Below are 12,069 nucleotides of genomic sequence, written 5' to 3' on the forward strand. Positions count from 1 at the left end.
GAGGGAGGGAGGGGGCCCCAAGACGAGCGGCTCGCGTATGCCCCCGAGCCCCTCGGCGATGGTGACCCTGGTCGTACCGGACTTCACTTGTGGTGGCGGTGACAGGGAGTGCCAGGCAGGATCCTTCAACATGCGGGAGTTGTCATGATCGATGGACCGTACTTCGTGCTGACGGTGCTGGGTGTGCTCGGTACGGGGCTGGTGGCCGGGGTCTTCTGCGCGTTCTCCACGTTCGTGATGAGGGGGCTTGCCGCGCTGCCGCCGGCGCAGGGTGTGGCCGCGATGAAGTCGATCAATGTGACGGCGCTGACGCCGGCCTTCATGGCGGTGTTCGTCGGGTCGGCCGTGCTGTGCGCGGTGCTCGCGGTGGTCACGTTCGTGCTGTGGCCCGACGATGGCACGGTGGAGTTGCTGCTCGGCAGCGCGCTGTATCTGTTCGGCAGCTTCGGGGTCACGATGGTCGCGAACGTCCCGCGCAACGAGAAGCTGGCGACGATGGATCCTGGCACCCGGGAGGCCGCCGCGTACTGGCGCTCGTACGTGAGCGAGTGGACGACGTGGAACCACGTCCGCATGATCGCGTCCGCCGGCGCGGCGATCTCGTACGTCCTGGCACTCACCTGAGCTTGAGTACGTCCTGGCGCTCGCCTGAGCCTGAGACGTCCTGGCATCCGCCTGAGCCCGACTACGTCCTGGCGCTCACCCGAAGCAGAGGCGCATGCGCCCGCGCACGCACTGGGGCTTACGCGCCGTGGGCGACGTATCGTGGCAGGAAGAGTCTGCCGTAAGGCCCTGCGCACCCCGCCCTCCGGCCCCGGCCCGCCGCCCCGGCCCGGCCCGGAGGCGGGATGCCGTATGGGTCCCGTTCGCGTACGTGAGGGAAGACGGCCATGGCCGATCCCAAGGGTTTCCTCAACGCCTCCCGCGAGGACTGGCCGCGCCGCCCCGTCGAGGAGCGGGTCCGTGACTGGGACGAGGTGTACGTCCCGGGCGCTTTGCTGCCCATCATCCGCACGCAGGCGGACCGCTGTATGGACTGCGGCATCCCCTTCTGCCACGAGGCCTGTCCGCTCGGCAATCTGATCCCCGACTGGAACGACCTGGTCTCGCGCGACGACTGGCGAGCTGCGAGCGATCGCCTGCATGCCACGAACAACTTCCCCGAGTTCACCGGGCGGTTGTGCCCCGCGCCCTGCGAGGCTGGCTGCGTGCTGGCGATCAACCAGCCGGCGGTCACCATCAAGAACGTCGAGGTCGCGATCGCCGACCGGGCCTGGGAGGAGGGCTTCGCGCCGCCGCGACCGCCGGACCGGCTTTCCGGGCGTACGGTCGCGGTGATCGGCTCGGGTCCTGCGGGCCTTGCCGCGGCGCAGCAGTTGACGCGGGCCGGGCACACCGTCGCCGTGTACGAGCGGGACGATCGGCTCGGCGGGCTGATGCGGTACGGGATACCCGAGTTCAAGATGGAGAAGCGGCATCTGGAGCGGCGGCTCGAGCAGATGCGGGCGGAGGGAACCAAGTTCCGTACGTCGACCGTCGTCGGCCGGGACATCGATGCTGCCGTGCTACGGGCCCGTTACGACGCCGTCGTGCTCACCGTTGGCGCCACGGCCTGGCGTGAACTCCCTGTGCCGGGGCGCGAGTTGGACGGCATACACCAGGCGATGGAGTATCTGCCGTTGGCCAACCGGGTGTGCGAGGGAGACATGGAGGCCTCCCCGCTGTCCGCGGCCGGCAAGCATGTCGTGATCGTCGGGGGCGGTGACACGGGGGCCGACTGCCTGGGCACGGCGGTGCGCGAGGGCGCGGCGTCCGTGACGCAGCTGGACATCTACGCGCAGCCGGGCACGGAGCGCGACGAGGACGTCGAGCCCTGGCCGATGTACCCGAAGATCTACCGGCTGTCGGCCGCGCATGAGGAGGCTCGCGAGCTGCGGACGGCGCCCTCGGCGGACGCCGACGCTCGGCTCTTCGCGGCTTCCACGCTCCGCTTCACCGACGACGCGAACGGCCACGTGCACGCGCTGCACCTGGTCGAGGTCGACGCCGAGCGCCGCCCCCTCCCCGGCACCGCACGCCGGCTCCCCGCCGACCTCGTCCTGCTCGCCCTCGGCTTCTCCGGCCCCGACCGCTCCGACGGCCTCGTCGACCAGCTCGGCCTCGCCCTCGACCCCCGCGGCACGATCACCCGCGACGCCGACTTCGCGACCAACGTCCCCGGCGTGTACGCCGCCGGGGACGCCGCGCGCGGCCAGTCCCTGATCGTGTGGGCCATCGCGGAGGGCCGAGCGGTGGCGGCGGCGGTCGACCGTCAACTGACGGGAAGTTCACGGCTTCCGGCGCCGATAGGCCCGTACGACCGGCCGATGACGGTGTGAGGCACAAGGAACACCAAAGGCACCAGGGACACCAGGGACACCAGGGACACCAGGGACACCGACATCAGCGCTCGTCTGTGCCGGCCACCTTCCCGGTCGACAGCGCGATCCGGTTCCATGTGTTGATCGCGAAGATCAGCGCCAGGACCTGTGCCAGTTCCTGCTCCTCGAACTGGGCGGCGGCCCGCGCGTAGACGTCGTCCGGGACGCCGCGGTCGGCCACCAGCGTCACCGCCTCGGTCAGCGCGAGCGCGGCCTGTTCCCGCTCCGTGAAGAAGTGGCGGGCTTCGCGCCACACCGCGACCATGTGCAGCCGGTCCTCGCTCTCGCCCGCCTTGCGCGCGTCGTTCGTGTGCATGTGGAGGCAGTACGCGCAGCGGTTGAGGTGCGAGGCGCGGATCTGGATCAGCTCGACGAGGGCCGGGTCGAGACCCTCGCGGGCGGTGGCGTCGAAGCCGATGAGGGCTCGGAAAGCCTTCCGGGCCGACTTCGCGAAGTTGAGGCGGACGTTTTCGGCCACCGCGGCCTCGTTCGCCACCTTGGTCATGTCTGTCGTGTTCGTCGTCATGACCACGAAACTACGGCTCGGAAAGACCCTCTGTAGGGTTCACTTTCATGGCGGAATCGTGGGTCAATTCGGCGGAGCGTATCGGCGCCGACCTGCATCTGGAGCTGGAACTGTCGGGCACGGGCGGTCGTCGCGCCGCCCTCATCAGCGCCCTGCGCGAGGCCGTACGCAGCGGCCGTCTCGCCCCCGGCACCCGGCTCCCCCCGTACCGCTCGCTGGCCGCCGATCTCGGCGTGGCCCGCAACACGGTCGCCGACGCCTACGCCGAACTCGTTGCCGAGGGCTGGCTGACCGCGCGCCAGGGCTCGGGCACACAAGTTGCCGAGCGCGCCGAACCGTTGGGCACCCACGCGCGCGTACCCAAAAAGACACCCCCACGCGTGCGTGGACCACGACACGACCTGCGGCAGGGCACCCCGGACGTGTCGGCGTTCCCGCGCACGGCCTGGCTCACCTCGTACCGGCGAGCCCTGCAGCAGGCGCCCAACGAGGCGTTCGGACCGGGAGATCCTGCCGGCCGTCGCGAACTACGGGAGGCGCTCACGGAGTACCTGGCACGCGCGCGGGGCGTACGCACCGAGCCGGGCCGGATCGTGATCTGCTCCGGTTTCGCCCACGCCCTGCGGCTCCTCTTCGGAGGCTCCGGAGGCGGGGTACTCCGGGGCCCGCTGGCCGTCGAGACGTACGGCTTGCCCTTCCACCGCGAGCTGCTGGCCGCGGCAGGCGTACGGACACGCCCGCTGGCCCTCGACGAACATGGCGCCCAGGTGGAGGAGTTGGGCAAGGAGCGGGCCGTACTGCTCACACCGGCGCACCAGTTCCCGACCGGCGGCCCGCTGCATTCCGCGCGCCGCGGCGCCGTGATCGACTGGGCACGCGCGCGTGGAGGGGTGATTCTGGAGGACGACTACGACGGGGAGTTCCGCTACGACCGCAAGCCTGTGGGCGCCGTTCAGGGTCTGGACCCGGAGCGGGTCATCCACATCGGCTCGGTCAGCAAGAGCTTGTCGCCCGCGCTGCGGCTGGGTTGGATGGTCCTTCCGGAGCGGTACGTCGACGCCGTACTGGAAGCGAAGGGCGAGCGTGAGGCGTGGGTGAGCGTCCTCGACCAGCTGACGCTCGCGGACTTCATCGTCTCCGGGTCGTACGACCGTCATGTGCGGCGCATGCGGCAGCGGTACCGGACGCGACGGGACCGTCTCGTCGTCGCGCTGGCAGCGCACGCGCCGCAGGTCGAGGTCACCGGGATCGCGGCCGGGCTGCACGCGGTGCTGCGGCTCCCGCCCGGAAGCGAGCAGGCCGCCGTCAGGGCCGCCCATTGGCAGGGGCTGGCCCTGGACGGGCTCGCCGAGTTCCGGCACCCGGAGGCGCCGATCTCCGCGCCGGACGAACCGGACGGCCTGGTCGTCGGCTATGCGACGCCTCCGGAGCATGCGTACGAGGCCGCGCTGGAGGCGTTGTGCGCGGCGTTGCCGGCCAGGTAGTTGGCCGCACGGCGCAAGTGGCCGAGGGATCGTGGCGGCGGCCACCCTGGCCCACCGCTGAGCGGCGGCCCGCCGCAAGCTCGCGGTCGGGCCGCCGTCGTTCGAGCAGGTCTCTTGACAGAGGACACAAAGGGCAACGAATAAAACGAATAAGGGGCAAATGACGGGAGAATGACAATGGAGTTCGTGAACAAGGGCCTCAGGACAGCAGGAAGTCCGCCTCCCCCGCCTTGGCGCCCTGGATGAACGCCGTCATCTCGCCGGGGGTGTAGATGAGGGCGGGGCCGTCCGGGTCCGCGGACTGGCGGACCGCGATGCGGCCGTCGGCGAGCTTCATCGCCTCCACGCAGTTGCCGCCGTTGCCGCCGCTCCAGGGCTTGTGCCAGCCTTCGCTGCCCAGCTCGCGGGCGGGCATGCCGTTGTAGATCTGCCCGTTGTGGACCCGGGACTTGATGCGATTCATTCACAGCTCCTTGCGGAGATCCAGGAGGATCTCGTTCGTGCGATGTGCTGTGGCGGCCTGCGCCGCCATGCGGTCCATGACCTCGAGGTGGGTAGCCACTTCGGCACGCGCGTCCAGGTAGACGGCGCCGGTCAGGTACTCGCTGTAGACCATGTCCGGCAGTTCGGGCACGGTAAATCGGAAGAGCACGAAGGGCCCGTACGTGCCCGCGTGCGGCCCCGAGGAGAACGGGGCGATCTGCAGCGTCACGTTCGGCAGTTGCGTGACCTCGAGCAGCTTGTCGATCTGGGCGCGCATCACGGCGGGGCCACCGACGGGCCGGCGCACGGCCGTCTCGTCCATGATGACCCAGAACCGTGGCGCGTCCTCTCGCGTGAGCAGCTCCTGGCGCTGCATGCGCAGCGCCACATGACGCTCTATGTCCTCGGGTTTGGTCTGGCCGAGGGCGCCGGATTCCATGACGCCATAGGCGTACTCCTCGGTCTGCATCAGTCCGGGTACGAAGTGGGGTTCGTAGCTGCGGAGGAGGCCGGCCGCGCCTTCCAGGCTGACGTACATCGAGAACCAGCCCGGCAGGATGTCGTGGAACCGCTGCCACCAGCCGGGTTGATTGGCCTCCTCGGCGAGGGCGACGAACGCGTCGGCCTCTTCCTCCGAGACGCCGTACGCCTTCAACAGGAGCTGGAGATACGGGATCTTGAGGGCGACCTCGGCCATCTCCATGCGGCGGACGGTGGCGGCCGTGACGCGCAGTATGCGCGCCGCCTCCTCGCGCTTGAGCCCCGCGCGCTCCCGCAGGTCCAACAGGCGCCGTCCGAGGACGACCTGCCCGACCGTCGGCGCGGACCGTGGCTCACTCACGTCCACCTCCACATAGTCCTGAACAGCCCGGGCGGCGCCCGGTGGATACCCCGCGAGTACCCAACAGACGCCGCGTCACGTGCTGTTGCGATGCAGTGTGCCATGGCCCCCTCCACACGGAACACTGCACTCTGCAATTTTCAGAGTGACTCTTGCCAAGTGTTCACGGCGGGGAGATAGTGGCAAGCGTGACTCCGCCTTCGTCGTTAAGAGCAGACGCCGCCGGGAGCCAGTACGGTCTCGGCGCCGCCGATGCGGCTGCCGAGCGCCGGTTTCGTTTCGAGCTGGCCGCGCATCCGGGTTCCCCACAGCAGGCCAGGCGCCTTACCCGCGCCCAGCTTTCGGGGTGGGCCGTCTGTGAGGACACCTGCGACATGGCGGAGCTGGTCGTCTCCGAGCTGGTCACCAACGCGGTCGTGCACACGGCGAGCCGCCAGGTGGTGTGCGAACTGCACGACGGCGACGACCGGGTGCGAATAGCCGTACGCGACGAGGGGTGTGCGACGGGTGAGCCCCACCCTTCGCCACAGCGCCCCGAGGAGGAGCACGGGAGGGGATTGCTTCTCGTCGCCGCGGTGTGCACGGCCTGGGGCGCCCAGGATTCCGGACCCGGACTGCTGGTCTGGGCGGACCTGCCGCGCTCGGCGAACAACGGCGCCGAGCCGCGGTCGGACCTGGGCTGGAGTGCGAGGAGCCGGCCGGCCCCAGCCGGCTCCTCGCGAACCGGCTCCGCCTTGACCGGGGCGGACGGGCCCGCGGCAGGGCACTGGTTCTGATTCGTTTCGAAGACGTTCGAAAACTTGAGAACGGACGGGGCTGCATGGGTGTGAGGGCTACGTCGGCCGGGGTGCCCAAGGTGCTCAACCTGGACACGCTGGTTCGTCTACGTCATTCGTTGCGGGCCCCCTCCGGAGCGGGCGCGTTGCGACGCCTCACCGTCCCGGAGGGTATGCACGCACCACTGGGCTGCGACGCGGTGTCGATGCCCGCGCGCTTCGGCCCTCTGCTGATGCCCCGGCTGCCGCGCGTCGGCTGCGTATACGCCGACGCTTCACAGTGGTGGTGGCTGGTCCCCGCCGACTCCGACGTCTCCCTGGATTGGCCCGCCCCCACCCACTACGCAACGGGCGCGATAATCCCGGGCACGCCGGCACTCCCACTCCCGGACCTGATCCACAAGCCGGACAGCACGCTCCCGTACACAGCACCGATACCGCTGTACCTGGCACTGTGCCGGGTTACGGGGACGACGCCGGTGTGGTCGAGGTCGGTCCGAGCCTGAGCCCCGTAAGGGGCGCGGGGCTGTATCAATTTGCGGCTCCGCCGCGATGGGGGTCCCCCCGCTCGAGCGAATTCGAGAGTGGGGGAGCGACAAGCCACAAGAGAACCGCCCACTCACTCGGCGCGGTCGCTAACGACCACCAGAAACGCATCGGACGTCAGGTCCATAACAACCTCAGCCTGCTGCCCCTCCAGGCGGCAAGCCTGCGCGAACTCCTCCGCAGGCCAAGAACCCCGCGGCCCCCCAGCTGGAAAGCGCCCAAGCACCGTTCGCCCGTTCACCTTGCACCTCCATGTAGCGCTGCTCCCGTAGAAGCGCTGTTCTCCTAGAGTTAATAAACGCCAACCATGGGGGAAACGGATCGCAGAGTGACCGTACTGAGACGTAGCTGACACTCGGTTACTGCCTCAGTGTGAGTGATCTCTCAGCTTTTGTGACGTTTCGTGTCACTCTTCGTACTCGTAGTGATATCGGACCCTTTTCACACCCGCCCCGTGCTCCTCGCCCCACACCCGCCGCCACCATCACACTCAGGCGTCATACTCCTGGATCTTCCTGCCATGGCTCCGGTCGAGCAGCGACGGCATCCGTTCCCCGAGTTCCCCCACGATCCCCGGCACATCGAGCGTCAGCAGCTCGCGGTCGCGCATCAGGACCCGCCCGTCGACGATCGTCGTGCGTACGTCACTGGAGCGGGCGCTGTGCACCAGGGTGGCGGGGAGGTCGTGCACGGGCTGGGTGTGCGGCCCGGAGAGGTCGACGAGGATGATGTCGGCCTTTCGCCCCGGGGCGAGGCTGCCGATGGACTCCCCGAGTCCGACCGCCCGTGCGCTCTGCAGCGTCGCGTGATGCAGTGCCTGCCGCGAGGTCAGCCAGCGCGCGTCACGCTCCGTGAACTTCTGCACCAGCGCGGTGAGGGCCATGGCGTCCCACACGTCCAGGGAACTGTTCGACGCGGCCCCGTCAGTGCCCAACCCGACGGAAATCCCGAGCTCCCGCAGGGCGCGTACCGGAGTGGTCGTCGGCCAGGCGAACTTGAGGTAGCCGCGCGGCGCACTGGCCACGGCGACCCGTCCCGTGGCACCGGCGAGGACGGGCAGGTCGCGCTCCACGATGCCCGTGCCGTGGGCGATGAGCAGGTCGACGTCGAGGAGCCCGGCGCCCTGAAGGATCTCGATCGGCGTGCGGCCGTGCCGGGCCAGGCTGGTGTCGGTCTGGTCGCGGTTCTCGGCGGCGTGGATGTGCACCAACAGGCCGTGCTCGCGGGCGAGTTGACAAGTGGCGGCGAGATCGGCGTCGTCGACGGTGTACGGGGCGTGCGGGGCGAGCGAGGTGGTGATGCGGCCGTCGGCCGCGCCTCGCTGCCGTAGGGCGAAGTCCAGTGACCGCTCGCGCCCTTCGGCTCCCTGCGAGGAGAAGTAGGCCTCGCCGAGATTGGCGCGCATCCCGCAGTCGGCCACCACGGCGGCGACAGTGTCCATGGAGAAGTAGTGGTCCGCGAAGCAGGTGACACCGCCCTGGATCATCTCGGCGCAGGCGAGCCGCGCCCCCAACTCCACGTCCTTGTCCGTGAGGTTGGACTCGATGGGCCAGATGACGTCGTTGAACCACTCCTCGAGGGGCAGGTCCTCGGCGATACCGCGCAACGCGACCATCGGCGCGTGCGTATGGCAGTTGACCAGGCCGGGCATCGCGATCTGGCCGCGCGCGTCGATGCGTTCGCCGGCGGGGGTGTCATACAGGTCGTCGTCCGTCGTCACGGTCTCGATGAGTCCGTCCCGTACGACGATGGTGGCGTCCTCGACGAAGTCGACCTGTTCATGATCGTCGTGCACGAGGGCGGTGCATCCGGTGATGATGAGATCGGCGGCGTTCTTCGCGTCGGGCGATGTCATCACGCCACGGTACGACGGGGTCGTACCGCCGGGTGACGTGAACCGTGCATCCGGTCCTCGCCCTGTCGCCGCAAGGATTCGGCGCGCACTCTGGCTTCACCGAAGCCCCGTCATCGAACCCCGTCACGTCTCGACCGGCAGCGCTCCCCGGAAGGAGCCCGGCATGCTTCTCGGCACCTGGAATCTGGAGAACCTGTACCGGCCCGGCGGCCGGTACGGACCGAAGAACGAGGCCGCGTACAAGGCGAAGCTCACCGCCCTCGCCTCGATGATCACGGACCTCGACCCCGCCCTGCTCGGCGTGCAAGAGGTCGGCGACCCGGCGGCGCTGCGCGATCTGGCCGACATGCTGGACGGCGACTGGCACATCGCGCTCTCGGAGCACCCGGATGTCCGCGGCATCAGGGTCGGCTTCCTCAGTCGCCCGGCACTACGAGTACGGGCTGACACGAACGCCTTCCCCGCACCACTGCGGCCCGTGCAGGGTGACGACGACGGTGAGCCGGTGGATCGTACGGGCCGCGGTTTCCTCGCGGTGGAGATCGCCATGGGGGCGATGACCCTGACGGTGGCGGTGTGCCACCTGAAGTCGAAGCTGCTGACGTATCCGGGCGGACGGTTCCAGCCGCGGGACGAGGGCGAGCGGGCGCGCTATGGCGCGTACGCCCTCTACCGGCGGGCCGCCGAGGCCACGACGCTGCGCACACTCGCCGACGAGTTCCTCGACGGCAAGGGCAGGGAGCGGAACGTGGCCGTCCTCGGCGACCTCAACGACGAGGTCGCCGCCGCCACGACCCAGATCCTCCAGGGCCCGCCGGGTTCCGAGATCAAGACCCCCGGCTTCGAGCGCCCCGACAAGGGCGACGCGTCCCGCCTGTGGAACATCGCCCCGCTCATCGACGAGAAGCAACGATTCTCCCGAGTGCACGCCGGCCGCCCCGAGCTGATCGACCACATACTGGTCAGCCGCCTCCTCCTCGACCATGTGACCGGCGCGGGAACCGGCGCTCCTGCCCAGGAGGTCACCACGCTGCCGTCGGTGGGCGACGATCCGAGTGCGCGCCGGGATGAGGCGGGGTCGGATCATGCTCCGGTGTGGGCGCGAATACGGGTGTGAGGGCTTCCTTAGGTTTTCTCGCGCTTCCTTGCGCTTCTTCGAGCCAGGTCCGTACAGGCTGAGACAGGTCCGTACTGGCTAAGGCAGGTCCGTACAGGCTGATCAGGCACTCAAGTTCAGGTTCAGGGCGTTCCCCGACCGGTCGTACTCCGATGTGAGCCCCGCCCGCTCCCGCCGCTCGACGAGTTCGTCGAGGAGGGTGGCGAGGCGTTCGGTGTGCTGGGGAGTGAGCCGTCCCGTGTCGTCGAGGTGAACGGCGCATGCGGTGGTCGTGTCCACGAGGCGTTCGAGCGTGTCCGCCACCTCGTCGGTGCCTTCCGTGTGCCGCGCCAGGGTGGGGAGTTCGGCGGAGGCGCGGTCGATCGCGGCGCGGGCCTCGGCCAGCGTCCGGTAGGCCTCGCGGCGCAGGGCCCAGCGCGCCGCCCGGTCGTCGGCCCCGCTGAGCACCTGCGCCAGGTACGCGTGCGCCGCGTCGGTCGCACGCCCCAGGCGGGCCCGTACGTTCCCGCCGCGCTGCCCCGGCGCCGGCAGATGTCCGACGAGCAGCACGATCGCGCAGGCCAGCAGCGTCTCGGCGATGCGGCTCCAGGAGGCCTGCGGTTCGCCGCCGACCATGACTAGCGAGAGCACCAGCACGGTGATGACGGCGGTCTGGGCGGCGAAGTGCCGTATGGCGACCGGGATGAGGGCTCCGCTGACGGCCACGAGCGCCACGAGCCCTTCCGGCGCGGGCAGCACCGCGGCGAACCCGGCGAACACGACGGCACCGAAGACGGTTCCCGCGGCCCGGCACAGTACGCGCGAGACGAGCGGACCGAGATCGGGCTTGACGAGGAAGACGGCGGTGGCCGGGAGCCAGTACCAGTGCACATGGTGCAGCGCCTGCGCGACCGCGGCGCTCGCGCCGAAGCTCAGCGCCACCCGGAGCCCGTACTCGCGGCCTCCGGCGCCGGTGACCGTACGCAGGAGGGCCTTGGCGCGGACGGGACGTAGATGCAGACCATGGCGCGCGGTCTGCTGGGCACCGAGGTCGATGGGTCCACTGGAACCCTTGGGGCTGGGCTTCCTGCCGCCCCGGTCGAAGGCCTCGGCCGCGTGCAGCAGTGCGTCGTCGAGGGCCCGGAGCCCCGGTACGGAACGGGAGGGCGCGGGCAGCGGCCCACAGGCCTCCCCCGTCCGTACGGCCACGGCGAGCCGTCGCGGCCCGTCCGCAGCCCGCGCGGGCAGGGCGTCCCCGGACCAGGCGAGCGCGGTCGCGGCCTCGGCGAGGGGCAGCGCGGCGGCGTACTGCGCGCGCAGCCGCCGTTCGGCCGCGGAACTGGCGTACCCACGAAGCCGCGGTCCCGCGAGCGCGTCCTGCGCGTGATCGAGCGCGGCGGTCAGCGCGGCACGCCGGGCCATGGCGTCCTCACCACCCACGGCGGCGAGCAGCGCGGCGACAGCCTGGTACACGGAGGCGACGGCTTCCCGCTCCCCGTCGAAGCGGAAGTCGCGGAGGTCACTGACCAGGGCCCCGGGCGTCGGCAGCACAAGCCGCAGCACGATCAGCCAGACCGCGCCGCCGAAGAAGAACAAGGCACGCTGCCACCCTGGTTCGGGCAACGGCATCCCGGCCCCCACAGCAGCCGCGACCAGCAACTGCGTGCCCGCTCCGGAAGCCACCGGCCCCACGGCACTGACAGCCCCGCCCACCAGACCGAGCCCGGTCAGCGCCAGGGTCAGCAGCACCGCTCCGGCCTGCTCCCCGAGGTACGCCCCCAGGAACAGCCCACCGGCCCCGGCGAGCGCCGGCACCCCGAGCCGCTTGATGGAGGCCCGTCGGCTCCCGGGCCGGTCATTGGTCCCGGCGAGCATGGCGCCGAGGGCGGCCACGACTCCGATGGAGGGCCGGTCGACGAGCACGGCCACGAGCAGCAACGGGCCGGCGGCCAGCGCCCCTCGTACGACCGCGCTCCACGGCACGGGTCCCCGCTGGGCGCGCAGCGCATGGGCGAGCCAGGGAGGCAGGGCAAGGGCGGGGC

11 protein-coding genes are annotated in these 12,069 nt (G+C 70.3%); 6 read left to right on the forward strand and 5 right to left on the reverse strand.

The window, feature by feature from the left end; all coding sequences use genetic code 11:
- Window positions 1–144 precede the first annotated feature (144 nt).
- Both G6048_RS42170 and G6048_RS42175 read left to right on the forward strand, forming a co-directional pair.
- Window positions 145–624: an anthrone oxygenase family protein gene (locus G6048_RS42170; RefSeq protein WP_165344905.1), complete on the forward strand. Its 480-nt coding sequence runs from the start codon at window positions 145–147 to the stop codon at window positions 622–624.
- Window positions 625–890: 266 nt separating this feature from the next.
- Window positions 891–2,378 (forward strand): glutamate synthase subunit beta, encoded by a 1,488-nt coding sequence (locus G6048_RS42175; RefSeq protein WP_165344906.1) that lies wholly within the window; start codon window positions 891–893, stop codon window positions 2,376–2,378.
- Window positions 2,379–2,442: 64 nt separating this feature from the next.
- Here G6048_RS42175 and G6048_RS42180 read toward each other — a convergent pair whose 3' ends face one another.
- Complete coding sequence (locus G6048_RS42180) at window positions 2,443–2,946, reverse strand: carboxymuconolactone decarboxylase family protein (RefSeq protein ID WP_165344907.1); 504 nt, start codon at window positions 2,944–2,946, stop codon at window positions 2,443–2,445.
- 47 nt (window positions 2,947–2,993) lie between these two features.
- Between G6048_RS42180 and pdxR the strand changes: the two genes are divergently transcribed.
- Window positions 2,994–4,430, forward strand: coding sequence for a MocR-like pyridoxine biosynthesis transcription factor PdxR (gene pdxR, locus G6048_RS42185; protein WP_165344908.1), 1,437 nt, complete (start codon window positions 2,994–2,996; stop codon window positions 4,428–4,430).
- 199 nt (window positions 4,431–4,629) lie between these two features.
- Here pdxR and G6048_RS42190 read toward each other — a convergent pair whose 3' ends face one another.
- Window positions 4,630–4,893, reverse strand: a complete 264-nt coding sequence (locus G6048_RS42190) for a DUF397 domain-containing protein (RefSeq protein ID WP_165344909.1) — start codon at window positions 4,891–4,893, stop codon at window positions 4,630–4,632.
- Window positions 4,894–5,754: a helix-turn-helix domain-containing protein gene (locus tag G6048_RS42195; protein ID WP_165344910.1), complete on the reverse strand. Its 861-nt coding sequence runs from the start codon at window positions 5,752–5,754 to the stop codon at window positions 4,894–4,896.
- 152 nt (window positions 5,755–5,906) lie between these two features.
- On the opposite strand from G6048_RS42195, the gene G6048_RS42200 reads away from it, so the two are divergent.
- The gene (locus tag G6048_RS42200; RefSeq protein ID WP_206342813.1) at window positions 5,907–6,530 is read left to right on the forward strand and encodes an ATP-binding protein; all 624 of its coding nucleotides are present in this window, start codon (window positions 5,907–5,909) and stop codon (window positions 6,528–6,530) included.
- Between the two features lie 44 nt (window positions 6,531–6,574).
- Window positions 6,575–7,036 (forward strand): hypothetical protein, encoded by a 462-nt coding sequence (locus tag G6048_RS42205; RefSeq protein ID WP_165344912.1) that lies wholly within the window; start codon window positions 6,575–6,577, stop codon window positions 7,034–7,036.
- A 530-nt stretch (window positions 7,037–7,566) separates the two neighbouring features.
- Here G6048_RS42205 and G6048_RS42210 read toward each other — a convergent pair.
- Window positions 7,567–8,931 (reverse strand): amidohydrolase, encoded by a 1,365-nt coding sequence (locus G6048_RS42210; protein ID WP_165344913.1) that lies wholly within the window; start codon window positions 8,929–8,931, stop codon window positions 7,567–7,569.
- 163 nt (window positions 8,932–9,094) lie between these two features.
- On the opposite strand from G6048_RS42210, the gene G6048_RS42215 reads away from it, so the two are divergent.
- Window positions 9,095–10,048 carry an endonuclease/exonuclease/phosphatase family protein gene (locus G6048_RS42215; protein ID WP_165344914.1) on the forward strand — a complete coding sequence of 318 codons (954 nt, stop codon included), beginning with the start codon at window positions 9,095–9,097 and terminating at the stop codon, window positions 10,046–10,048.
- A gap of 102 nt (window positions 10,049–10,150) precedes the next feature.
- Here the strand turns inward: G6048_RS42215 and G6048_RS42220 are convergent.
- A partial coding sequence (locus G6048_RS42220; RefSeq protein ID WP_165344915.1) for an FUSC family protein occupies window positions 10,151–12,069 on the reverse strand: 1,919 nt, incomplete at its 5' end.

This window comes from Streptomyces ureilyticus, from assembly GCF_011045025.1.
GTDB classification, from domain to species: Bacteria; Actinomycetota; Actinomycetes; order Streptomycetales; family Streptomycetaceae; genus Streptomyces; species Streptomyces ureilyticus.

Excerpts from the sequence above, each read along its gene's own strand:
- G6048_RS42180 (WP_165344907.1), bottom strand. The coding sequence starts at position 2,946 with ATGACGACGAACACGACAGACATGACCAAGGTGGCGAACGAGGCCGCG.
- G6048_RS42175 (WP_165344906.1), top strand. The coding sequence starts at position 891 with ATGGCCGATCCCAAGGGTTTCCTCAACGCCTCCCGCGAGGACTGGCCG.
- G6048_RS42170 (WP_165344905.1), top strand. The coding sequence starts at position 145 with ATGATCGATGGACCGTACTTCGTGCTGACGGTGCTGGGTGTGCTCGGT.
- G6048_RS42215 (WP_165344914.1), top strand. The coding sequence starts at position 9,095 with ATGCTTCTCGGCACCTGGAATCTGGAGAACCTGTACCGGCCCGGCGGC.
- G6048_RS42205 (WP_165344912.1), top strand. The coding sequence starts at position 6,575 with ATGGGTGTGAGGGCTACGTCGGCCGGGGTGCCCAAGGTGCTCAACCTG.
- G6048_RS42210 (WP_165344913.1), bottom strand. The coding sequence starts at position 8,931 with ATGACATCGCCCGACGCGAAGAACGCCGCCGATCTCATCATCACCGGA.
- pdxR (WP_165344908.1), top strand. The coding sequence starts at position 2,994 with ATGGCGGAATCGTGGGTCAATTCGGCGGAGCGTATCGGCGCCGACCTG.
- G6048_RS42190 (WP_165344909.1), bottom strand. The coding sequence starts at position 4,893 with ATGAATCGCATCAAGTCCCGGGTCCACAACGGGCAGATCTACAACGGC.